Here is a 22711-nt window from a genome sequence, read left to right as displayed (position 1 = left end):
GCCATGACGCACGTGAAAATCACCATGGCGCAGGCGCTGAACCAGGCGCTCCGGGACGCGATGAAGGCCGACGACACCGTGTTGATGTTCGGTGAGGACGTCGGTGCCCTGGGCGGGGTCTTCCGGATCACCGACGGGCTGACCGCGGAGTTCGGCGAGGACCGTTGCTTCGACACCCCATTGGCCGAGTCCGGCATCGTCGGGATGGCGGTCGGCCTGGCGATGAACGGGATGCGGCCGGTGGTCGAGATGCAGTTCGACGCGTTCGGGTACCCAGCGTTCGAGCAGATCGTCTCCCACGTCGCCAAGATGCGGAACCGGACCCGCGGCCGGGTCACGCTGCCGATGGTGATCCGGATGCCGTACGCCGGTGGGATCGGCGGCGTCGAGCACCACTGCGACTCGTCGGAGAGCTACTACGCGCACACCCCTGGTCTGACCGTGGTCGCGCCGGCTACCGTCGCGGACGCGTACACCTTGTTGCGCAAGGCCATCGAGTTCCCGGACCCGGTGGTGTTCATGGAGCCGAAGAAGCTCTACTGGGCCAAGGAGGAAGTCGACCTCACCGAGGACCAGCCCGGGATCGGCACGGCCGTCGTACGGCGGGAAGGCGCGGACGCGACGTTGATCGCGTACGGGCCGTCGGTGCCGGTCGCGCTGGAGGCGGCGGAGGTCGCTGCCGCCGAGGGCCGGCAGCTGACCGTGGTGGACCTGCGGTCGATCGTGCCGTTCGACGACGAGACGGTCTGCGCGGCGGTACGTCGTACCGGCCGGGCCGTCGTGGTCGCGGAGGCGAGCGGGTTCGCCAGTGTGTCGTCGGAGATCGTTGCCCGGGTCACCGAACGGTGCTTCCACTCGTTGGCCGCTCCGATCCGGCGGGTGACCGGGTTCGACATCCCGTACCCGCCGCCGAAGCTGGAGAAGTACCAGCTGCCCGGCGTGGACCGGATCCTCGACGCGGTGGACGACCTGCAGTGGGAGGACTCGTGAACACGTTCCTGCTGCCTGACCTCGGTGAAGGCCTGACCGAGGCGGAGATCGTCCGCTGGCTGGTGAAGGTCGGCGACGTCGTCACCGTCGACGCCCCGGTCGCGGAGGTCGAGACCGCCAAGTCGGTCGTCGAGTTGCCCTCGCCGTACGCCGGCGTCGTCGAAGAGCTCCACGGCGAGCCCGGCACGGTGATCCCGGTCGGCAAGCCGCTGATCACGATCGCGGAGGTCGATGCGGGAACGACGTACCGCGAGGAGGAGAAGGCGGGATCGGGCAACGTCCTCATCGGCTACGGCACGGGTGACGGCGCCGCGTCCGGTCGCCGCCGCAAGCCCCGACCGCACACACCGGCGGTTTCCGGAAGATCAGTGCCACCCAGTGCCACTTTTGTTCCGGAAAGCAGCGCGCCGCGGGTGCCGCTGGTGATCTCGCCGTTGGTACGGCGGATTGCTCGGGATGCGGACGTGGATCTGAAGAGCTTGGTCGGGTCCGGACCGGACGGGCTGATCGTCCGGCGGGACGTGGAGCAGGCGATCGCGCAGCGGTTCGAGACGCCACGGGTCGAGGAGGCTGCGGACACGCGCACCGGGTTGGCGGAGTTGCGGCGCACCCCGATGAGTGGGTTCCGGAAGGCGGTCGCGGCGACGTTGAGCCGCAGCCGTGCGGAGATTCCGGAGGCCACGACGTGGGTGGACGTGGACGCGACCGCACTGGTGGAGTTGCGGGAGTCGTTGCGGTCGGCAAAGGATTCCGGGCCGGGGCTGCTCGCGTTGATGGTGCGGTTCGTGGTGGCCGGGTTGCAGAAGTACCCGGAGCTGAACGGGTTCGTCGACACCGAGCGGGAGGAGCTGGTCCAGTACGACGGGATCAACCTCGGCCTGGCGGCGCAGACCGACCGTGGTCTCGTCGTACCGGCAGTGCCGAACGCGCACCGGCTGACCACGCGCGCCCTGGACGCTGAGATCAGGCGATTAACCGAGTCCGCGCGGGCCGGGCGACTGACGCCGTACGAGCTGGCTTGTGGGACGTTCACGCTGAACAACTACGGCAGCTTCGGTGTGGACGGCAGCGCGGCGATCATCAACCACCCGCAGGTCGCGATCCTCGGCGTCGGCCGGATCATCGACCGCCCGTGGGTGGTCGACGGCGAAGTCGCGATCCGCAAGCTGACCCAGCTGTCACTCGTCTTCGACCACCGCGTCTGCGACGGCGGGACGGCGGCCGCCTTCCTCCGCTTCGTCGCCGACGCCTTCGAGAACCCGGCCTCGGTCTTCGCCGACCTCTGACGCTCGACCTTGTGCACCGGCTTTCCACGCCGAGCGCGCTGGAATGCTCCAGCGGTGCACAAAGTGAGTCTTAGGACAGCTGCCGCGGTCGGAGCCCGATCAGGACAGCCCGGAGCCCGCTGGTGAAGCGGGCCTCCGGGCCGGCCAGGTTCTCCCGGCTCAGGTACGCCGCGAGGCTGGCCGCACCGACACCGAGCTGGTCGCCGGCCGCGGTGGCCCATTCGTGCTCGGTCAGGCCACTTCGCCGTACCGTCGCCGTCCACGCCGCGTCAGTCACGGCCGCGCCGATCAGATAGTGGAAGATCGCCGACACAGCAGCGTCCAGATGCACGCCTTTGAACCCGGCTGAGCTCAGCACGTTCAGGATTCGCTCGGCCAGGCCCTGATAGTTCGGGCCTAGCCCGGCATGCGACGCCAGCAACTGCGTCGCCCACGGATGCGCCCACAGAGCCTCGTACGCCGCTGTCGCCAGGAGCGTCACCTGGTCGCGCCAGTCACCATTCCCGGTCGGTACGAGCGCCTCGCCCAGGACCTCGTCGACAGCGAGCTCGAGCAGGTCGTTCTTGTTCGCGATCCGCCAGTACAGCGCGGAGGTCGCGGCGGTGCCGAGCTCGGCCGCCATCCGCCGCATCGAGAACGTGTCCAGCCCGTCGCGGTCCAGCATCTTGATGGCCGTCCGGACGATGTCGCCCCGGCTCAGCGGCGCCCGCGTCGCGGCCGGATCGGCCCGCAACCACACCGATCCGAGCACAGTCTTCTCGTCCGCCTCGCGCGCCACCCGCCAGAGCATAGCGAATACGGTGTTTTGCGAGCAAAAACACCGTTTTAGTGGCGAAAGGCAACTACTCTCCGTCCAGGAGTGGAAACGGTTCGGTTGCAAAACGTAAGGAACACGGCGAGTCGGGCCCCGATTACTTGCACGTGACGACTCCTGGACCCCAGAATGCCGGGGGTCGAGGTTCCCGCGGGGTGGGCCGGAGTACGTGAAGCTGTGGCTGGCCTGGGGATTCGGCAGACACCGGCGCACGCCGGTTTCGACGGAAGGGCATAACCGCCTGGTCCGTCCGGGGGGATCGCTCCCCCCGGGGGCCACCGACGACATTGCCGGTTGTTACCGACCGGCCTCAACCAATGGGTGGGAAGACTTGTGAACGACACATCGGTGGACGCGGGCATGCGACCGAAGCGCTCCCGCGCGGTTGCGCTCCTCAGCAGCGCCGGCGCACTGGCGCTCGTGCTGGGCGGCGTCACCCTCGCGATGGCTCCGTCCGCCTCGGCGAGCGGCGAGATCATCACTGGAAACCCGAGCTGCGAGGACGTGATCCCGGGTTCGACCGAGATCAAGTTCGACCCGCCGAATCCTGGTTCGGACACCGAGGACGGCGTGACGGTGACCTGGACCCAGACCATCCTGGCGGTCGACGACCCGGATCACCCCGGTGACCAGACCGGCGGCCAGCAGATCAGCTTCACCGCCACGGGCGGTGTCGTCCTCGGCGTACTGGTGAAGGCCAGCCCGGCGGCGAACTTCTACAACTACCAGCCGGCCGGGACGACCGCCGGCTCCGGTCTGCACTCGCCGGTGAACGAGAAGAACGACAAGTACCACGACATCAGCCACGTGACCTTCTGCGTGAAGAAGGTGACCACCACGCCGACGCCGACCCCGACGCCGACCGTGACGCCGACCGTGACGCCGACCGAGACGCCGACCGTGACGCCGACCGTGACGCCGACCGAGACGCCGACCGAGACGCCGTCGGAGACGCCTTCGGAGACCCCGAGCGAGACGCCTTCGGAAACGCCGAGCGAGACTCCCTCCGAGACCCCGAGCGAGACGCCTTCGGAGACTCCGTCCGAGACGCCGAGCGAGACGCCGTCGGAGACGCCCAGCGAGACTCCGAGTGAGTCCCCGAGTGAGTCGCCGACGGCTGCGCCGTCGGACAGCCCGAGCAGCCCGATCGCGGTCCCGACCGAGGTCGACGCGGGTCAGTCCGGCGGGCTCAAGAACATGTCCAGCGGCCAGAGCCTTTGGGGTATCGCCCTGCTCATGCTCGGTGGTGGGCTCGTGTTCGCCGGCGTCATGAAGTCCCGGCAGACGCGCGGTCAGCACGCTGCCTGACATGTCCGCGAAGCGTCGCCGTCCGGGTCGCGCTCGTTCATCGTGGTGGACGATCGGGGCCCTGGCGGCCGGCGCAGCACTTCTCCTGACCGGCGGTTATCTCCAGTTCAGGACAAGCGACGCTGATGAGGCCCGGCAGCAGACCACCGCTGCCGGGCCCTCGTCGGCCTCCAGCTCCTCGGCCCGCCGCCCGACGTCCGCCGTACCGACACAGCCGACGCAGCCGTCGTCGAAGGCCACCACGACACCGCGAACCAGCTTCCCGCCCGAGACCCTGAGCACCGCGCCGGCCCGGCCGGGGAACCCGGTCAAGGTCTCGGTGCCCAGCTTGGGCATCTCAGCCCGCGTGCTCGGTATCCATGCTCGCGGCGGCACTCTCATCCCGCCATCCAACCCGCGCCTCGTCGGCTGGTGGTCCGATGGTGCTCAACCCGGTGCCGCCAACGGTTCGGCCATCATTACCGGCCATACCGTGCACGACGGTGGCGGGGCGTTCGACGATCTGGATGAGCTGACCGCCGGTGACGCCGTCACGGTGACCACCGGGCGCGGCACGCTCAACTACGTGGTCTCGTCGGTGACCACCTACCGCAAGAAGGCGCTGGCCAAGCAGGCCGCGCAGCTCTTCGACCAGAGCGTCCCGGGACGATTGGTCCTGGTCACCTGCGAGGACTGGGACGGTACGGCGTACCTCAGCAACGCCGTCGTCGTCGCCGTACCGAAGAAGACGTAGAACAGCCGACCAAAGTCGCGGCTCGGGGGACCTCGGTAGGACGATCGGGCCGGAGCGTCGCCGTACCGCTGGGAGCCGAAGAAGTCTTTCCAGTCAGTCTCGCGCTTCTACCTGACGCACTACACCGCGTTGAGGACGGGGTGTTGCTCGACTAGCGCGGTACGCCGGCGGTCCAGTAGCCCGGAGATCAGTGCGACGGCCAGGCCTGAGGCAGCCAGTGCGGCGCCGACCCAGTTGGGGGCGGTGTAGCCGAGGCCGTGCTCGATGGTCAGCCCACCGAGGTACGCACCGACCGCGTTGCCCAGATTGAAGGCGGCAATGTTGGCGGCGGAGGCCAGCGCCGGCGCACCTTTCGCCTTGTCCATCACCCGCTTCTGCAGCGGCGCCACGGTGGCGAACCCGGCCGCTCCGAACACCGCGATCGTCACCGCTGACGTCACGCGCCCATGTGCGGTGAAGACAAACGCCGCCAGTACGACGGCCAGCAGCGCGAGGATCACGTACAGACTCGGCATCAGCGACCGGTCGGCCGCCTTGCCGCCGAGCAGGTTGCCGACCACGAGCCCGCCGCCGAACAGCACCAGCAGCCAGGTGACCGCACCGGCCGAGAAGCCGGCGACCTCGGTCATCATCGGCGCGATGTAGGTGAACGACGCGAACACCCCGGCGAATCCGAGCGCGGTCATCGCCAGTGCGAGCCAGACCTGCAGGTTCTTGAAGACGGCCAACTCACTCCGCAGGCCAGGCCCATCGGAGGTGCTCTGTCGCGGCACGAGGAAGACGATGCCGAGCAGGCCGACGACGCCGAGCGCGGTGACGGCCCAGAAGGTCGATCGCCAGCCGAACTGCTGGCCGAGCGCCGTACCGCCCGGGACGCCGAACACGTTGGCCACGGTCAGGCCGGTGAACATCAGCGCGATCGCGCTCGCCTGTTTGGCCTTCGGCACCAGCGACGCGGCGACCACCGAGCCGACCCCGAAGAACGCGCCGTGGGACAGCGCGGCCACGATCCGCCCGGTCATCAGGACGCCGTACGACGGAGCCAGCGCGGACACCAGGTTGCCGGCGATGAACACACCCATCAGCGCGACCAGCACGGTCTTGCGGGACACCTTGGACCCGATCGCGGTGAGCAGCGGGGCGCCGACCACGACGCCCAGCGCGTAGCCGGAGATGAGCAGACCGGCGGACGGGATGCTGACGCCGAAGTCGGTCGCGACCTCGGGCAGCAGGCCCATGATGACGAACTCGGTGGTCCCGATCCCGAACGCACCGATCGCCAGGGCGAGCAGGGCTGCAGGCATGACTGGAGGTCTCCTCGAATGTAGTCTGGTGACTATTACAGGCGTCCGCGATAGTTGCAGACGCGGGCTATTGCATAAGCGCTATGATGGCTCACGCAACGGCGAAAGATCAAGTCGCCGGTGGGTGTGAGCTGAGGCACGGGCTCGAGGAGGAGCTGTGGGACTACCGGACGACGCCGCGGAAGCGCGGGCGCAGGGGTGGCGGACCCTGGCGGCTCTGCATGCCCGGATCGAGGACGAGCTGGAGCGTGCGCTGCAGAAGCAGCACGGGTTGTCGGTGAGTGAGTACAGCGTGCTCGACGTACTCGCGCGGCAGGACGACTACCACCTGCGGATGAACCAGCTGTCGAACGCGGTTGTGCTGAGCCAGTCCGCGACGACCCGGCTGGTGAACCGGCTGGAGGATCGCAAGCTGCTGCAGCGGTACCTGTGCCCGACCGACCGTCGCGGCATCTACACCGAGGTCACCGAGGCCGGCCGCGACCTGCTCGACCAGGCCCAGCCCACACACGACGCAGTACTGACGTCCGCCCTGGGCAAGGCCGCCGACCTGCCCGAGCTGGCTCCTCTGGTCGATGCCCTGGGCAAGCTGTCACTGAAGGTGTGAGATGGCCCGGCGGTACGACAACCGCAAGCTCTACTACTGGCTGATGGGGAGCTGCCTGGTCCTGATCGGCCTGGCCTGGTTCGTCGTACGACTGTTCTCCGTGCCGGTAGCGATCGGGATGAGCGCGGTCGCGGCGGTGCTGCCGCCGATCGCGGTGATCGTGGCCAACTGGGGTCAGGACTGAAGGACGTCGATGAATGCCCCGGCGAGCGGATCTGGCTCACCGCGGGTGTACGCCGTGAGCGTCCGGCAGACCGGAGGATCGGGGCGTAGGACATGGCCCTCGAAGCCTGGGGGCAGGATGTTGTCGGGGACCAGCGCCGGTCCGAGTCCGGCGGTGGCGAGGGCCGGCGCCGCAGCGGTTTGCTCGGTGCGTACGGCGACGCGCGGCTCGAAACCTGCTTGTGCACAAGCGCGATCGAGTACGTCGGCCAGCCCGTGACCAGGGGTGTAGTGCACCCACGAGCGGTCGGCCAGATCCTTCAGCGAGATGGTGTCTCCAACTGCGGCTGGATCGTCGGCGGCCACCACGACGACCAACTCCTCGGTGCCGAGCGTGTAGGTCTTGCCCTGCCAGCCGGCCGGCTCCGGGCCGACGGCCAGATCCGCCTGGCCTGCATTCATCGCCTCGATCAGTTCGTCGGTGTGGCGATGCTCGAACAGTCGGATGCCGACCTCTGGATAGGCCTGCCGCCATCTGCGCAGAGCGGCAGGCAGTACGCCAAGGGTGATCGAGTAGAGGGTCGCGATCTGTAGCTCGCCGACCTCGAGTCCCGCGGCCTGACGGGCCGCGCAGCGAGCGCGTTCGGCGTCCGCGAGTGCGGCCCGCGCGTGCGGCATCATCGCGCGGCCTGTCGGGGTCAGCCGGACGTTGCGCGGCAGCCGTTCGAGCAGCGGCCCGCCGGCGGATCGCTCCAGCGCGCGGATCTGATGGGACAACGCCGGCTGCGTCACGTGCAGCAACTCGGCCGCCTTCGTGAACGACCCGTGGTCGACCACGGTCACCAGGTACTCGAGCTGTCTGAGCGTCGTCATGAACTCAGCTTATGGCTTCGGTGAAAACTATGCCTTGGCTTTATCCGCGCAGGTCAGCCAGGCTGTTGAGTATGGACAAAGTTGCTGTGGTGGTCGGTGCGCGCGGTGTGATCGGGACGAATCTGGTCGAGCACCTGGCGTCGCTGGGTGATTGGCGGGTGATCGGCCTGTCCCGCCGTGGCGGCGTCGACGTACCGGGCCGGGTCCGGCACGTGGCCGTCGACCTGCTCGATCCGGATGACACCCGGACGAAGCTGGCCGACCTCACCGACGTGACGCACGTGTTCTACGTCGCCTACCAGGACCGCCCGACCTGGGCCGAACTGGTGCCGCCGAACCTCGCCATGCTGGTCAACGTGGTCGACGCGATCGAGCCGGTCGCGCGTGGATTGCAGCACGTCAGCCTGATGCAGGGCTACAAGGTGTATGGCGCCCACCTCGGGCCGTTCAAGACGCCGGCCCGCGAGGACGACCCGCCGCACCTGCCGCCCGAGTTCAACGTGGACCAGCAGCAGTTCCTGGAGCAGCGGCAACACGGCAAGTCGTGGACCTGGTCGGCGCTCCGCCCGTCCGTCGTCGGCGGTGTGGCCTTGGGCAATCCGATGAACCTCGCGGTGGCGATCGCGGTCTATGCGTCGATGTCGAAGGAACTCGGCGTACCGCTGCGCTTCCCCGGCAAGCCCGGCGCGTACGACGCCCTGCTCGAGCTGACCGATGCCGGGTTGTTGGCCAAGGCAACGGTCTGGGCGGCGACGGCGCCGGCCGCGGCGAACCAGGCGTTCAACATCACGAACGGCGACCTGTTCCGCTGGAACGAGCTGTGGCCGAAGCTGGCCGGCTGGTTCGGCCTCGATGTCGCGCCGCCGTTGCAGATGTCCTTGCAGGACGTGATGTCCGACAAGGAGCCGCTGTGGAAGGAGCTGCAGGCGACCTACGGCCTGGCGGAGACGTCGTACGCCGAGGTGTCGTCCTGGCCGTTCGCCGACTTCGTCTTCGGCTGGGACTACGACTTCTTCGCCGACTCCTCCAAGGCCCGCCGGGCCGGCTTCCACGAGTACGTCGCCACCGACGAGATGTTCTACGGCATCTTCGCGGAGTTGCGGCGGCGCCGCGTCATTCCCTGACCGGGCAATCCACGCCGGTCACGGGGCCCCCGTCCTGGACTGAGGAGCGGAGGGAGCGAAGCGACTGGAGCGACGAGGGAAGGACGGGAGCCAGGGCCCCATGACCACGCCGTGCCGGAGGCGCGGCCATCAATATGGCATGCTCCGGGCTGTGACGGTGATGGGTGCGGGAAGGCTGCTCGGGGCGAATCTGCGGGCGCGGCGCGACGAGCAGGGAATCTCGTTGTCCGAGCTGGCGCGGCGGTCCGGGATCGCCAAGGGCACGCTGTCGCAACTGGAGTCCGGGGCGGGGAACCCGACGATCGAGACGGTGTTCAGTCTGTCGAACGCTCTCGGCGTACCAGTATCGGCGCTGCTGAGCGAGGCGCCGAGCGCGGATCTGGTCCTGGTGCGGTCCGCGGATATCGACATCCTGTCCGGTGAGGCGATCGATCTGCGGATGCTGCGCCGGCTGGAGCACCCGGGCGGACTGTTCGAGATCTACAACCAGGAGGTCCGGGCCGGTGCCGTTCAGCATTCGGACGGACATCCCGGGACCGAGCACCACATCGTGCTGAGCGGGCGATTGCGGGTGACCTCGCGGGGGCGGACCGAGGAGTTGGGCGAGGGTGACTACCTCGCCTTCCGGGCCGGCGGACCGCACGAGTACGAGGCGCTGGACGGCCCGGTCCGGTCGGTCCTGCTGCTCGAGTACCCGCCGGACGCGCACCCGATCACCCCCGGCAGCCCACATCTGCCCGGCTGACTGCGTTGACCTGAGCCGGGCTAGCGCCGTACGCTCGATATCGTTCATTTTAGTGAACGACGAGCGGAGACTGCGATGCCTGGAGGTGCGACGGCCGACGTGGTTGTCGTGGGCGCCGGCATTGTCGGGGCGGCCTGCGCGGAGGCGCTGACCGCGGCCGGGGTGAAGGTCGTCGTGGTCGATCGCGGGGCTGCCGCCTCTGGTACGACGGCATCCGGCGAAGGCAACGTGCTCGTCTCCGACAAGGAGCCCGGGCCTGAACTCGAGCTGGCCATCGCGTCGCGTGCCGAGTGGGGCGCCGTACTGGCTCGACTGCCTGAGCGGGTCGCCGATGTGGAGTGGGAGTCCAAGGGTGGGGTCGTCGTGGCGACGACCGATCCTGGACCGCTGAAGGCGTTCGCGGCCAAGCAGCAGGCGGCCGGTGTTGACGCGCGGGTGATCACGCCGGCGGAGGCGTTCGAGCTCGAGCCGCTGCTCACACGCAACGTCACGATCGGGGTCCACTATCCCGCCGACGCGCAGCTCCAACCGGTCCTTGCGGCAACTGCTCTGCTGACCGCCGTACGGGATCGCGGGGGTTCCGTGCGGCCCGGTGTGGATGCACTGTCGGTCCGTACTGCCGCGGGCCGTGTTGTTGGTCTGGAGACTTCAGCCGGCGAGATCGCGTGTGGTGCGGTGCTGAATGCGTGCGGGCCGTGGGCCGGGGCGTTCGGTGCGGCCGCGGGTGCGCCGATCCAGGTGCTGCCGCGGCGCGGGATGATCCTCGTGACCGCGCCGCTGCCGGAATGCGTACGGCACAAGGTGTACGACGCGGACTACGTCGGCGCGGTCGGGAGCGGGGACGCGGACCTGCAGACGTCGACGGTGGTCGAGTCGACGCGGGCCGGGACCGTCCTGATCGGATCGAGCCGCGAGCGGATCGGGTTCGACGACTCGGTCCGGGTGAAGGTCCTGCGAGAGCTCGCGCGGAAGGCGGTCGGGCTGTTCCCGTTCCTGGGTGACGTGCCGGTGATGCGCGCGTACGGCGGCTTCCGGCCGTACGCCCCGGATCACCTGCCGGTCATCGGACCGGACCCGCGCGTCGAAGGACTCTGGCACGCAACCGGCCACGAAGGCGCCGGCATCGGCCTGGCCCCGTCCACCGGCCGCCTCATCACCGAGCTCTTCCTGGGCCTCACACCCCACATCGCCCCGGACCCGTTCCGCGTCGACCGCCCGGCGGTGCTGGCCGCATGAAACCAGATCTCGGTACGCCGGAAGCCGTCCACATCACCGTGGACGGCGAGCCGGTGAACGCCTCGGCCGGCCAGACAGTCGCAGCCGTGATGCTGACCAACGGCCGCGACTCTTGGCGCACGACCCGCAACGCCGGTCGCCCCCGCGGGGTCTTCTGCGGCATCGGCGCCTGCTACGACTGCCTGGTCGTGGTGAACGGCATCCCAGACATCCGAGCCTGCCAACGAACCATCCACCCAGGCGACGCAATCACCACCCAACAAGGCGCTGTACTGCCCGATCCGGATGGTGTGCACCTCACCTCCACCTCCAAACCCTCCACCTCACCCCGCGTGGTTGATGTTGCGGTGGTTGGTGGCGGGCCTGCTGGGATCGCCGCGGCGCTTGCGGCGGCGGATGGTGGGGCTGAGGTTCTGCTGATCGACAGTGGGCGGGCTGTGGGTGGGCAGTTCAATCGGCAGGTGGCTGAAGAGCTTCGGGTGCGGCGGCCTGAGCGGTTGCAGCATGGGTGGAAGGCCTTTGCTGGCAAGCGGGATCGGCTCGCGGCCCATGAGCGGATCACGCATCTTGCCGAGACGTCCGTGTGGGCGTTCGAGCAGGGCAATCGCTTGTGGGTGCAGCGAGGGCCGGCTGATGGCGTAGGGCGGGAGGTGTTTGCGGTCGAGGCCAAGGCTGTTGTGTTGGCGACCGGTGCATACGACCGCGTGCTTCCCTTCCCAGGTTGGGATCTGCCTGGGGTCTATAGCGCGGGCGCCGCGCAGGCCCTGGCGAAGGGCCAGCGGATTGGGGTCGGGAAGCGGGTGCTCGTAGCGGGGACCGGACCGTTCCTGTTGCCGGTTGCGGAGTCCCTGGTCGGTGTCGGCGCAGAGGTTGTCGGACTGCTCGAAGCCAACACGCTGAAGACCGTCCGCAAAGGTTGGACCACGGATCCATTGGTTGCTTCGGGCAAGGTTGGGGAGGGACTCGGGTACGGCGCGCTGCTCGCGAGGCACCGGATTCCGCTCAAACATGGATGGACCGTGATCGCCGCGCACGGCGAGCAGCACGTCGAGGCCCTCACTGTCGCACGCCTCGACGACACCTGGCGCCCGATCAAGGGATCCGAGCGCCGCGTCGACGTCGACGCTGTCTGCCTGGGCTTCGGGTTCACGGCTCAACTAGAGCTGGCGGTATCGGCGAGATGCGAGCTGACCACCGGACCGGACGGCGGCCCGGCGGTCGTCGTCGATGCGAACCAGCAGACCACCACACCAGGTGTGTTCGCGGCCGGTGAGCTCACTGGCATCGGAGGCGCGGACCTCGCCGCCGCCGAGGGGCGAGTCGCCGGAGCCGCAGCAGCTGGACTGGCCGTGACAAGCAAAGACCAAGAGACAGTGAAGAAGGGCCGGCGGTTCGCGGTCGCCCTGGCGAAGGCGTACCCGATGCGGGACGGGTGGCGGAGCTGGAGCGGCCCGGAGACCGTGGTGTGCCGGTGTGAGGAAGTGACGCGGGGCGACATCGAAGGGGCTGTCGTCGAGCGGGGTGTGGCCGACGGGCGGGCGCTGAAACTCACCAGCCGCGCCGGCCTCGGGCTGTGCCAGGGCCGGGTCTGCGCCCGGACCGTGGCCGAGCTGGCCGAACAGAACGACGTACCCGAACCATCAATGAAACGACCGATCGCCGTACCCGTCAGGCTGCGCGATCTGGCCGCACAGGAGGAGCTGTGAGCGAGAAGTTGGACGGCGTCATCGTCGCCACCGCACTGCCGTACGCCGAGGACGCGACCGCGCCGGCCGGGTTGCGGCCCGATCTGGACAAGTTCGCCGAGCACTGCCGCTGGTTGGTCGACAACGGCTGCCGCGGTGTCGGACCGAATGGCTCGCTGGGGGAGTACTCGTCGCTGACCGACGACGAGCGCCGAGCCGTTGCCCGGACCGCGATCGAGGCCGTCGGCGACGACGGTGTGGTGGTCGTCGGCGTCCACGGAGTCGGCGCGCACCAGGCCCGCGCGTGGGCCGAGAAGGCGGCCGAGGATGGTGCCGACGGCGTACTCTGCCTGCCGCCGACCATGTACCGGGCGAACCGCGGTGAGGTGCTCCACCACTTCAGCGAGGTCGCCAAGGTCGGGCTGCCGGTCATGGTCTACAACAACCCGATCGACACCAAGGTCGACCTGACCCCGGACCTGCTCGCCGAGATCGCGCAGATCGAGAACATCGTCGCGGTGAAGGAGTTCTCCGGTGACGTCCGCCGGATCCTGGAGATCCGCGAGCTCGCCCCGGACCTGGCCGTCATCGCCGGTGCGGACGACCTCACCCTCGAGGCGCTGCTGATGGGCGCGACCGGCTGGTTCGCCGGCTTCCCGAACGTGTTCCCGAAGGAGTCGGTCCGTTTGTACGACCTCGCCGTACAGGGCAAGCTGGAAGAGGCGCGGGCGCTCTACGAGCCGCTCGTCGCCGCGTTCCGGTGGGACTCGCGGGTCGAGTTCGTCCAGGCGATCAAGTACGGCATGGACTACGTCGGCCGGTACGGCGGCCCGTGCCGCCCGCCGCGTGGACCGCTGGTGCCGGAGCACCTCGCCCAGTTGGAGCAGGACATGAAGAAGGCAGTGGAGAGCTTGCGATGAGGTCCGTCCGGACGATCACCGCGATCGACTCGCACACCGAGGGGATGCCGACCCGCGTCGTCACCGGCGGCGTCGGCGTCATCCCCGGTACGACGATGGCCGAGCGGCGCGAGTACTTCGTCAAGCATATGGACGACCTGCGGCTGTTCCTGATGAACGAGCCGCGCGGGCACTCCGCGATGAGCGGCGCGATCCTGCAGCCGCCGACCCGTTCCGACGCCGACTGGGGTGTGCTGTACGTCGAGGTGTCCGGCTGCCTGCCGATGTGCGGTCACGGCACCATCGGCGTCGCCACCGTGCTGGTCGAGTCGGGCATGGTCGAGGTGACCGAGCCGATCACGAAGGTCCGGTTGGACACCCCGGCCGGCCTGGTCGTGGTGGACGTCGCCGTGAACAACGGTCGCGCCGAGCACGTCACGCTGCAGAACGTCCCGGCGTACAGTCACGCCCTCGACGCGACCGTGGACGTGCCCGGTCTCGGCACCCTCACCTATGACATGGCGTACGGCGGCAACTTCTACGCGATCCTGCCGCTGGAGCAGCTCGGCATCCCGTTCGACCGGGCCGAGAAGGACCGGATCCTCAAGGCCGGCCTGGACATCATGGCCGCGATCAACGCCACCGACCGGCCGGTGCACCCGCTGGACCCGGGGATCCACAGCTGCAAGCACGTCCAGTTCACCGCACCGGGTCAGAACGGCAGCCACTCCCGCAACGCGATGGCGATCCACCCCGGCTGGTTCGACCGCTCCCCGTGCGGCACCGGGACCTGCGCCCGGATGGCTCAGCTGCACGCCCGTGGCGAGCTCGCGCTCGGGGTGGACTACGTCAACGAGTCCTTCATCGGTACGTCGTTCACCGGCCGGCTGCTCGAGGAAACCACAGTCGGCGACCGGCCCGCCGTCGTACCGACCGTGCGTGGACGGGCCTGGATCACCGGCATGGGCCAGTACCTACTCGACCCGGACGACCCGTTCCCGGCCGGCTTCGTGCTCTGATCAGCGGTTGAGCTTGGACTTCCAGTCGTCGGGGACGTTGCCACCGGGGACTGGCTGGTTCTCGGGACGGGAATCCGGCGGGGCGAGCGCCGGGCCGTCGTAGTACTGCGACTCGCCGTAGTGCCAGAACCAGTCCTCACCCGGCTCGAAGCTCTGCACGATCGGGTGGCCGCTCTCCCGGGCGTGCGCGGAGGCGTGCTGAGCCGGCGACGAGTCACAGCACCCGACATGTCCGCACTGCGCACACCGCCGAAGGTGGAACCACCACCCGCCGACCCCCAGACAATCCCCACACCCGGCCCCGCTCGGCGGAACCGTACTGTCAATCCCCGGTGTCCCAGAATTCTCCGCTGCCATGCCCGCCATCCTCGCCTGCCCACGCGCGCCGGACAAGCAACCGCACAGACACCCACTCGTCCGCGACGCCCGCTCCACATCGCGTGCACGGTTGTGCCCCTACGGCCTACTACTCGCCGGTGAGGCCGTCCACCGACTCCCGGATGAGGTCGGCGTGTCCGTTGTGCCGGGCGAACTCCTCGATCGTGTCGTCCGGGTTCTGACAGCCTCAGTCGGGTGACGGGTAGCCGAGCCTGCTGGCCAGTGCGGCCACATCGCGTCTGGACGACGTACCGGTCTTGCGAAGCAGGTTCGAGACGTGCGCGCTGACGGTCTTTTCGCTGATGAACAGGGCAGCTGCGGTCTCGGCGTACGTCCGGCCGGCGACCAGATGGGCGAGGACCTCGCGCTCCCGTCGAGTCAGGGAACCGAAGGCTTCCGGGGCATCGTCGAGCGTGTCGGCCGACGAGGGGTGCGGCTCATCGAGGGGGATCCTGGCAACCGTCGCCAGCTTCTCCACCTCGTGTCGGAGCGGGCCGGCAGACATCTCGCCGGCGAGTCGGTACGCCGATCGCAGTGGCACCGCGACGGTGGCTTTGCTCGCACCCTCACTGAGCAGGGCCTGTGCCCAACGGCGGGAGGCGATCGCCTCGTCCCAGCGCAGCTCGGCGGTGGCACAGCGACGTACCGCCTCCGCCCAGAGAGTCGAGGTCTCTGACTCAGCCAGGCATCGTGCAGTCTCCGCGGCGTGGAGCGCCTCGACGGCCGGAGTGATCAGATCATCGCTCGTGATACGAGCGAACGCGGGCGGTTGGAGCTCCCGGCGCCGCTCGACGATGTCGTCGAGCGATCGTCGAGCGCGGGTGACGCCGTCGCTGTCTCGACGGTCGCGCGCCTGGTCGGCGAGGTCGGCGGCCGCGCGTGCGCTCAACATGAGCATCTCGTCGGCAACTCGTGGGCGGACGATCTGGACGGCAATCGTGTGCGCGAGCAGCTCAAGGGCTTGATCCGGCCGGTTCTCGGCGAGCAGGTGTTCCGCGAGGGTCGGGGGCGCCCACAACCCCGGGCGGTGCTCGAGGTCCGGTATCAGCTCATGGAGACGCTGTACATGCAAGCGAGCCTGGTCGAGGTCACCTCGGCGTGCGGCCAGCAGGGCTGCGGCCAGCCGGACGACTGCACGCATGGTCGCGGCCCTGGCGAGAGTCAGTCCGGTACGGACGGCTTGGTCGGCCTCTGTATGGCGTCCGAGCATGAGGAGAAACCGGGCGAGGTCGCCGGCGTGGAAGGCCGCCACATTGGTGGCCCCTTCGTCGAGCGTCTCGCGCAGCCCGTCGGCATCCAGTTGCGCGATGTCGGCAAGGCGGCGGCGCGGCGCGAGGTAGGCCATTCTGGCCCACCGCGCGTGCAGCATGCGGCCTGGGTGGCCCGTGAGCCGTGCGTGGTGAAGGGCTTCAGCGGAGGCGGCATCAGCGCGCTCGTCCCTTTCGTACGCTTCGGCCAGAGCGCGGTAGGCCCGTGCCAACGCGTCATGCGACCCTGAGCGGTGGGCCGCCCGGACGGCTTCGTCGGCGTACAGCTGCGCAGACTCGAACGACGCAGCAGTCCAGTTGTGGGCAACACTGAGCTCAGCAAGCACGGCGGCATACTCCGCGCTGTCCGGGAACGGCTCAGAAAGTCTGACGGCATGCTCGAGGGCCGCGAACGATTGGCTGCTGCGCCGACCCGTCCAGAACTCCGCGAAGGCCGCTTCTCGTACGATCCGGCTGGCCCGAAGAGGATCTCGGCGTTCGTCGACGAGCTGCCGCGAGCGACTCCAGGCAGCCAGCGTCTCCTCGTCGTCTCCGACCAGATCCGACACGGAGGCCAGGCGCTCGAGCAGATCGAGCTCACCATCCGGCGGTCGCGCATCTGCTGCCTGGACGGTTGGCCACAGGCGCGCTGCCCGGCGCAGATGAACCGCCTCCTCGGGCAGGGCTTTCAGCTGTCTGGCGAGGTCCGCCGCGCGCAGCGACGCCTCCAGACTCGCTGCTCGATCGTGGGCACCCTCGTAGTGACCCGCGAGCTCGCCGACCCGGCGCAGTTCATCGATGGCTGTGCCGGTTCGGCTCTCCAGCGCCTCGGCCCATGCGGCATGGACTGGCACCGCCTCGCCCGGCACGAACGTGGCGTTCAGGACGTCGGCGAGCAGCGGGTGGCGGAACCAGCACAGCTCAGCACCATGTGCCATGCAGATCCCGTTCTTCGTTGCTTCGACCAGCGCAACGGTCACCTTCTCGGCGTCGATGCCGCGTGCCGCGGCCACCTCGACCAGATCGTCCACCGACGCCGGGCGACCGCAGACCGCCAGTAGTCTCACCACCTCGCGGGACGGGTCATCCAATCGGTGCCAAGCGGCCAGCAGCGCGCCGGTCAGCTCCGCGGGCAGATCGGCCGGCAGGTTCTGGTCCGTGGCCGTCAGCCCATGGACGAGCAGCTCCGTGAAATAGGGGTTGCCGTCGGAGCGCTGTACCACCGCGGACACGAGGTCCGGATCGGCCTGACCGCCGAGCAAGAGCGACAGCTGCTGCTCGGTCTCGTCGCGGCTCATTCTGGCCAGACGCAATGACGACACCGAGGGCAGCCGGATCAGGTCGGCCAGCCAGACATTCAGCGGATCTCCGGCCGCAATTTCCTCGTCGCGGTACGTCGTCAACACAGCCAGCCTCTGGCTGCGGAACCCGGCCACCAGATAGGTGATCGCGTCCCGCGAGGCCAGGTCGGCCCACTGGACGTCATCCACGACCAGCACCGCCGGCCGCTGCGAAACCAGCGCCTGCAGCAGTCCATCGATCACTGGAAGCAGCCGGACCGTGCTTCGCATCGGCTGCCCGCCCAATGAGGGCAGAAGCTCGGCGGCGGCCGGAACTGCTGCCAGCGCACTGGCGCGCTCCGATGGCTCCGCCGACTCCAGCCAGCCCTCCAACGCAGCGATCAGCGCCACGTACGGCGCGTCCACCGCACCAAATCGAACACCACGACCCCATAAGATCGCTGCGCCACCTGCCGCCGCGTTGTCACACACAGCGCGTACCAGCCGTGTCTTACCCACGCCCGCCTCCCCGTGCACGAACATCGCACACGGTCGGCGCCCGACGGCAGCGCTGATCGCCCCCGCGAGGACCTTCCCCTCCTCGACGCGGCCTGCGATACCCGGCAGCGGCGGGACTGCAACCCCACCCATTTCAGCAGTCTCCGCCGAAACGAATCAGATGTCTGCACCACCGCGGGCCGGTGGTGCCGCGAATCTAAGGGTTCGCCCGCCACTTCTAAGGACTCGTACCCGATGTGGCCGTTGCGGCACAGAGCGGAATCTGAAGCCAGAGCGGCGATCCCGCCGCTACCACCCATAGGGGGAGTCATGAACCGCACGCTCACAACTCTGGCCGTATCGGCACTCGCGCTTGGCGCCACCGGACTGACCGCGACCGAAGCACCGGCCCGGGTTCCCGACGACGTACCGCGGAACACCACGGTCACGCCGCACGACCCGAAACCGCCGAACTACCCGAACTACGACCCTCGGTACGAGGTGCGTCCTGTCCAGGCCCCGACGGTCAGCAGTACACCAGACGACAACGGTGTCGAGGTTCTGCAGGCCGGCGCGTCCGCGGTCGGCGGCGCGGCCATCGCATTCAGTGCGATCTGGCTATACCGGCGTCGCCAGGTGCCCGCCACCTAGGCACCACCCCCATCGACTACCGCCGGCGGTTCCGCGCCGCCGGCTAACCCGGGCCGCCGAGGCGTTGCTGGATGCTCCTGGCTTCGCCGTCCGAGGTTTACGCGGCGACTGAGGCATCGCTTGCCGTGGCTGCGACCGGCAGATTTACCGCCGGCTCCGGCTCGGCGTCTTGCGGTTCGGCTGCGTTGTCCAGCAGTCGCATGAACGGCATGAAGGCCAATGCGGCTGTGATGCCACCCATGATCAAGGCGCAGACCAGCAGGGCGGTCGGAGCGGAGACGGTGTGCATGAGCCATCCGAATCCCAGCGAAGCCAGCGCGCCCATGAGGGATCCGTGTGCGGCTCCAAGACTGCCCACTCGTCCCAGCAGTTCTTGCGGCGTACGGCTGTAGAAGGCCGTAAAGGGAACCGCGAACATCACGCTCAGCATGAGGCCGGCCACGAAGCTTACGCCGACTGCCAGTACTGAGCCGGGCTGCAAGAAGTACAGGCCCAGCAGAGCCACGGCGTAGAAGGCAGTCGCGCTGACAAGCCACGTCCGTTGAGCCAGCTTCTGTCCCAGTGCGGCGAACAGAACGCCTCCGACCATGCCGCCGATCGCGCCGGCGCCCAGGAAGATGCCGAGGGCCCGGGAATCCTGCTTGGCGAAAATGAACCAGGCCGGAAAGACCAGCGCCGAGATAGGCACGATGACAGCGCCCATGAGCGGTCCGACCAACTGCATCTTGCCGAGAAACGGCTCTTTGACGAGAAAGTCCACCGCCTCACGCAGGTCGCGGTAAGTCTGCTGTGCCGACATGGGGTGCTCGTGAGTCAGAACCTTCTTGCGCAGGCGTGACGCCAGGACGATGCTCGTGAGGAAAAGTACGGTGGTGACGAACAGCGTGTTCGCTTCGCCGAAAGCGGCGATCAGGAGGCCGGCGGTGATCGGTCCGACGAACATCGCTACACCTTGAAGCGTCTGCGTCAGGCCCATTGCGCGGGTGATGGGAACATCTTCTTCTTTGGCAGCCTCGGGAACCGTGCTGACCTTGGCGATCTGCCCCGGTCCGTCGAAGAAGACGCCGAGCACCTGTGTGACTGCGACGAGCCAGAGTGCGAAGAAGTCGAACGACAGCGTCACTGCCAGCGTCAGTGCAGTGATCATGCTCAAGCTGTCGGCCAGGATGGAGACGCGGCGACCGCCGATTCTGTCGGTCACGAGCCCTCCGACCAACGTGCCTGCCAGTGCGGCGATTCCCATGGCGAAGGCGACGGCACCAGCGCTCGCGGCGCTGCCTGTGCGGGTCAGGATCAGCCAGGGGATCACCAGTGCGATCACCTGGTTGGCATACGTGGACGCGGACTGGGCCGACAGAATGGTCAGCAACTGCCTGGCCCTGGAGAGTTTGTGCATTTCCTGTTTCATATCGAGCTCCTACCTTTCAGTTGCATCTCGTGAAGGCTGGTCCGGGTGACACGCTGCGCTCGACTCCGGGCGCCAGCTGCCTTCTCACCCCCTCTACGAAGACGTCAGGCAAGATCCGACATCGCACCAGAAACTTTCTGGTACGCCGGTAGTGAGCGCGTACTGAACCCGCGGCCGGCAGAGCGCGCACGGGAGCGCGCGGGGGAGAAGTGGCTGGGTGGGAGCGGTGCGAGCACGCGACGAAGGGGCGCGCGTGGTGCCGCGTGGCCCGATTACCCCGTGAAGCGGAGGGGTTGGCCGGGGCGGAGTTGGGCGCAGGCGGGGAGGTCTGGGGTGGTGACGTAGGCGATGACCGGATAGCCGCCGGTGACTGGGTGGTCGGCCAGGAAGATGACAGGCAGGCCGGAGGGCGGGATCTGGATGGCGCCGAGGGCCATGCCCTCGCTGGCGAGTTCGTCTTCGCGGGCGCGTTCGAGTGGTTCGCCTTCGAGGCGTACGCCGACCCGGTTGCTGTTGCTGCTGACGACGTACGACTGCGTGGTGAACGACTCCCAGCCGGCATCCGTGAACCAGTCCCGCCGCGGTCCAGGAGTCACGCGTACGACGACCTCACCGCCAGGCGGATCGGCGACGGGGGCGAGGTCGACACCGGGCATCGGCCCGTACTCGCGCCCGATGGCCACGGTCTGACCGGAGCTCAAAGCCGCCGGGCCGAGCCCTGACAGGAGGTCGGTCGAGCGCGATCCGAGCACTGCCGGGACAGCCAGCCCGCCGCGCACAGCGACGTACGTACGAAGGCCCGTCCGTGGCGGCCCGAATCGCAACACTGTGCCGGACTTCACGATCGTGGGGGCGTTGAGCGGGACGCCCTCGCAGGGCGCGCCGGTGATGGCGATGACCAGGTCGTTGTCGGCGTGCAGGACGAGTCCGCCGAACGTCACCTCGATCGCCGCGGCTCTGGGACTGTTGCCGACCAGGCGGTTGGCCAACGCATACGACGTACGGTCGCAGGCGCCGGACGCGGGGATGCCGAGAGACGCCTGGCCGATCCTGCCGCCGTCCTGGATTGTTGCCAAGGGCCCCGATTCGAGGATGGTGAGGCTGCTCATCCACGACCCGCGTCGACGAACCGGACCCGGCGACCGGGGTGGAACAGTGCGGGCGGCTCCCGCTCCTGGTCGAAGATCTTCAGGTCGGTCCGCCCGATCAACTGCCAGCCCCCGGGCGACTCACGCGGGTACACCCCGCTGAACTCACCCGCGAGCGCGACGGCCCCGGCCGGGACCCGCGTCCGCGGGGACTTCCGCCGGGGAATGCTCCACCCAGCCTGACCGGTGAGGTAGCCGAAACCTGGCGCGAAGCCGCAGAAGGCGACGGTCCACTCGTCGCCGGTGTGGCGTTCGATCGCCTCGGCGACGGTGCAGCCCAGCAGGTCGGCGACGTCCTGGAGGTCCTCGCCGTCGTAGACCACCGGGATCTCGATCAGATCGCCGATCGCCTGACTCCCGGTAGACGGCTCGACTGCACGCAGGGCTCGGGCCAACGCGTCCACGCTGCCCCCGGTGGTGACCATGACCGTGCGGGCGGCGGGGACGATGTCCACGACATCCGCGGGCGGATCGGCGGTGAGGGCGGTGTAGTAGCCGAGGACCTCGTCGAGGTCGTCGAGTTCGACCAGGAGCGCGTGGTCGCCGGAGGGCAGGATCCGCATCACCGGCTGAACGGGCTCAGTGTCACGCCCGCCCCCTCCAGCGCGGACCGGACCCGTCGCGCGATGTCGACCGCGCCCGGCGTATCCCCGTGCACGCAGATCGACGCCGGCTCGACCTTCAGGGCCCCACCCGCACTGTCCTGGATCGGCTGACCGGTCGCCATCGCCGTACACCTGCCGGCGATCTCGTCCGCGTCGTGCAGCACCGACCCAGCCTCACGACGGGACACCAAGGTCCCTGACGGTGTGTACGCACGGTCGGCAAAGGCCTCATGGACGACGGTCAGCCCGGCGTCAGCGGCGAGTCGAAGCCACGCCGATCCCGGTAGGCCGAGCACCGGGAGCGTGCGGTCGTAGTCGACGACCGCGCCGACCACAGCCGCGGCCTGTTCCTCGTGGTGCCCGATCGTGTTGTAGAGCGCGCCATGCGGCTTCACGTACCGGACCCGATCGCCCGCGACCCGGGCGAACGCGTCCAGTGCACCGATCTGGTAGACGACCTCGTCGCGGAGGGCGGCCGGCTCGATGTCGACGAACCGGCGGCCGAAGCCGGCCTTGTCGGCGTACCCGACGTGCGCCCCGATCGCCACCCCGCGCTCGACCGCCTCGCCGGTCACCCGGCGCATGATCGACGGGTCACCGGCGTGGAAACCGCAGGCCACGTTGGCACTGGTGACGACGCTCAGCAGCGCGCTGTCGTCACCCATCGGCCAGGATCCGTATCCCTCGCCCAGATCCGCGTTGAGGTCCATG

At 68.7% G+C, this 22711-nt stretch carries 23 protein-coding genes; 13 read left to right on the top strand and 10 right to left on the bottom strand.

Translation table 11 applies throughout. From position 1 onward, the window contains the following. The first annotated feature begins 3 nt into the window (after positions 1 to 3). Both EV652_RS16965 and EV652_RS16960 read left to right on the top strand, forming a co-directional pair. The gene (locus EV652_RS16965; protein WP_132210095.1) at positions 4 to 990 is read left to right on the top strand and encodes an alpha-ketoacid dehydrogenase subunit beta; all 987 of its coding nucleotides are present in this window, start codon (positions 4 to 6) and stop codon (positions 988 to 990) included. Then, complete coding sequence (locus EV652_RS16960) at positions 987 to 2276, top strand: dihydrolipoamide acetyltransferase family protein (protein ID WP_132210094.1); 1290 nt, start codon at positions 987 to 989, stop codon at positions 2274 to 2276. Before EV652_RS16965 ends, EV652_RS16960 begins: the two co-directional genes overlap by 4 nt. A gap of 70 nt (positions 2277 to 2346) precedes the next feature. Here EV652_RS16960 and EV652_RS16955 read toward each other — a convergent pair whose 3' ends face one another. Then, a complete protein-coding gene (locus EV652_RS16955) occupies positions 2347 to 3066 on the bottom strand; it encodes a TetR/AcrR family transcriptional regulator (protein WP_242001820.1) in 720 nt (239 codons plus the stop codon). Positions 3067 to 3450: 384 nt separating this feature from the next. Between EV652_RS16955 and EV652_RS16950 the strand changes: the two genes are divergently transcribed. Next, positions 3451 to 4398, top strand: coding sequence for a hypothetical protein (locus EV652_RS16950; RefSeq protein WP_132210093.1), 948 nt, complete (start codon positions 3451 to 3453; stop codon positions 4396 to 4398). A gap of 1 nt (position 4399) precedes the next feature. Next, entirely contained in the window at positions 4400 to 5131 is a 732-nt protein-coding gene (locus EV652_RS16945) for a class F sortase (RefSeq protein WP_132210092.1), read from the top strand. A 119-nt stretch (positions 5132 to 5250) separates the two neighbouring features. On the opposite strand, the gene EV652_RS16940 is transcribed toward EV652_RS16945, so the two are convergent. After that, positions 5251 to 6435 carry an MFS transporter gene (locus EV652_RS16940; RefSeq protein ID WP_132210091.1) on the bottom strand — a complete coding sequence of 395 codons (1185 nt, stop codon included), beginning with the start codon at positions 6433 to 6435 and terminating at the stop codon, positions 5251 to 5253. Between the two features lie 157 nt (positions 6436 to 6592). Between EV652_RS16940 and EV652_RS16935 the strand changes: the two genes are divergently transcribed. After that, positions 6593 to 7042, top strand: a complete 450-nt coding sequence (locus EV652_RS16935; protein WP_132210090.1) for a MarR family winged helix-turn-helix transcriptional regulator — start codon at positions 6593 to 6595, stop codon at positions 7040 to 7042. 1 nt (position 7043) lies between these two features. Then, complete coding sequence (locus tag EV652_RS16930) at positions 7044 to 7226, top strand: DUF3099 domain-containing protein (protein WP_132210089.1); 183 nt, start codon at positions 7044 to 7046, stop codon at positions 7224 to 7226. Here EV652_RS16930 and EV652_RS16925 read toward each other — a convergent pair. Continuing rightward, complete coding sequence (locus EV652_RS16925) at positions 7217 to 8077, bottom strand: LysR family transcriptional regulator (protein ID WP_132210088.1); 861 nt, start codon at positions 8075 to 8077, stop codon at positions 7217 to 7219. The genes EV652_RS16930 and EV652_RS16925 overlap by 10 nt on opposite strands. A 71-nt stretch (positions 8078 to 8148) precedes the next feature. On the opposite strand from EV652_RS16925, the gene EV652_RS16920 reads away from it, so the two are divergent. The 6 genes from EV652_RS16920 (at position 8149) to EV652_RS16895 (ending at position 14785) form a co-directional block, all read left to right on the top strand. Then, positions 8149 to 9201 (top strand): SDR family oxidoreductase, encoded by a 1053-nt coding sequence (locus tag EV652_RS16920; RefSeq protein WP_242001819.1) that lies wholly within the window; start codon positions 8149 to 8151, stop codon positions 9199 to 9201. Between the two features lie 139 nt (positions 9202 to 9340). Continuing rightward, positions 9341 to 9946 (top strand): helix-turn-helix domain-containing protein, encoded by a 606-nt coding sequence (locus tag EV652_RS16915; protein WP_132210086.1) that lies wholly within the window; start codon positions 9341 to 9343, stop codon positions 9944 to 9946. 75 nt (positions 9947 to 10021) lie between these two features. Beyond that, a complete protein-coding gene (locus tag EV652_RS16910; protein ID WP_132210085.1) occupies positions 10022 to 11182 on the top strand; it encodes an NAD(P)/FAD-dependent oxidoreductase in 1161 nt (386 codons plus the stop codon). After that, entirely contained in the window at positions 11179 to 12888 is a 1710-nt protein-coding gene (locus EV652_RS16905) for an FAD-dependent oxidoreductase (protein ID WP_132210084.1), read from the top strand. The genes EV652_RS16910 and EV652_RS16905 overlap by 4 nt, the downstream gene beginning before the upstream one ends. Continuing rightward, positions 12885 to 13787, top strand: a complete 903-nt coding sequence (locus EV652_RS16900; protein WP_132210083.1) for a dihydrodipicolinate synthase family protein — start codon at positions 12885 to 12887, stop codon at positions 13785 to 13787. The genes EV652_RS16905 and EV652_RS16900 overlap by 4 nt, the downstream gene beginning before the upstream one ends. Beyond that, the gene (locus EV652_RS16895) at positions 13784 to 14785 is read left to right on the top strand and encodes a proline racemase family protein (RefSeq protein WP_132210082.1); all 1002 of its coding nucleotides are present in this window, start codon (positions 13784 to 13786) and stop codon (positions 14783 to 14785) included. Before EV652_RS16900 ends, EV652_RS16895 begins: the two co-directional genes overlap by 4 nt. On the opposite strand, the gene EV652_RS16890 is transcribed toward EV652_RS16895, so the two are convergent. From EV652_RS16890 to EV652_RS46020, 3 genes are all read right to left on the bottom strand, one after another. Further along, entirely contained in the window at positions 14786 to 15142 is a 357-nt protein-coding gene (locus EV652_RS16890; RefSeq protein ID WP_132210081.1) for a UBP-type zinc finger domain-containing protein, read from the bottom strand. A 109-nt stretch (positions 15143 to 15251) separates the two neighbouring features. Then, positions 15252 to 15326, bottom strand: a complete 75-nt coding sequence (locus EV652_RS16885; RefSeq protein ID WP_242001837.1) for a mycothiol transferase — start codon at positions 15324 to 15326, stop codon at positions 15252 to 15254. Between the two features lie 24 nt (positions 15327 to 15350). Further along, positions 15351 to 18341, bottom strand: coding sequence for a helix-turn-helix transcriptional regulator (locus EV652_RS46020; RefSeq protein ID WP_132210080.1), 2991 nt, complete (start codon positions 18339 to 18341; stop codon positions 15351 to 15353). A 177-nt stretch (positions 18342 to 18518) separates the two neighbouring features. On the opposite strand from EV652_RS46020, the gene EV652_RS16875 reads away from it, so the two are divergent. After that, positions 18519 to 18839 (top strand): hypothetical protein, encoded by a 321-nt coding sequence (locus EV652_RS16875; RefSeq protein WP_132210079.1) that lies wholly within the window; start codon positions 18519 to 18521, stop codon positions 18837 to 18839. Positions 18840 to 18936: 97 nt separating this feature from the next. On the opposite strand, the gene EV652_RS16870 is transcribed toward EV652_RS16875, so the two are convergent. The 4 genes from EV652_RS16870 to EV652_RS16855 all read right to left on the bottom strand — a co-directional run bounded on the left by EV652_RS16870 (position 18937) and on the right by EV652_RS16855 (position 22710). Further along, positions 18937 to 20247, bottom strand: coding sequence for an MFS transporter (locus tag EV652_RS16870; protein ID WP_132210078.1), 1311 nt, complete (start codon positions 20245 to 20247; stop codon positions 18937 to 18939). Between the two features lie 272 nt (positions 20248 to 20519). Continuing rightward, on the bottom strand, positions 20520 to 21356 hold the full coding sequence (locus EV652_RS16865; protein ID WP_132210077.1) for a 5-oxoprolinase subunit C family protein: 837 nt from the start codon (positions 21354 to 21356) through the stop codon (positions 20520 to 20522). Then, complete coding sequence (locus tag EV652_RS16860) at positions 21353 to 21958, bottom strand: 5-oxoprolinase subunit B family protein (protein ID WP_132210076.1); 606 nt, start codon at positions 21956 to 21958, stop codon at positions 21353 to 21355. The genes EV652_RS16865 and EV652_RS16860 overlap by 4 nt, the downstream gene beginning before the upstream one ends. Continuing rightward, positions 21958 to 22710 (bottom strand): LamB/YcsF family protein, encoded by a 753-nt coding sequence (locus EV652_RS16855; protein WP_199238220.1) that lies wholly within the window; start codon positions 22708 to 22710, stop codon positions 21958 to 21960. Before EV652_RS16855 ends, EV652_RS16860 begins: the two co-directional genes overlap by 1 nt. Between the last annotated feature and the right edge of the window lies 1 nt (position 22711).

The organism is Kribbella steppae, assembly GCF_004342025.1.
GTDB lineage: Bacteria > Actinomycetota > Actinomycetes > Propionibacteriales > Kribbellaceae > Kribbella > Kribbella steppae.
Note: the sequence above shows the minus strand (reverse complement) of the source record. Positions and strands in the feature narration are given on the sequence as shown.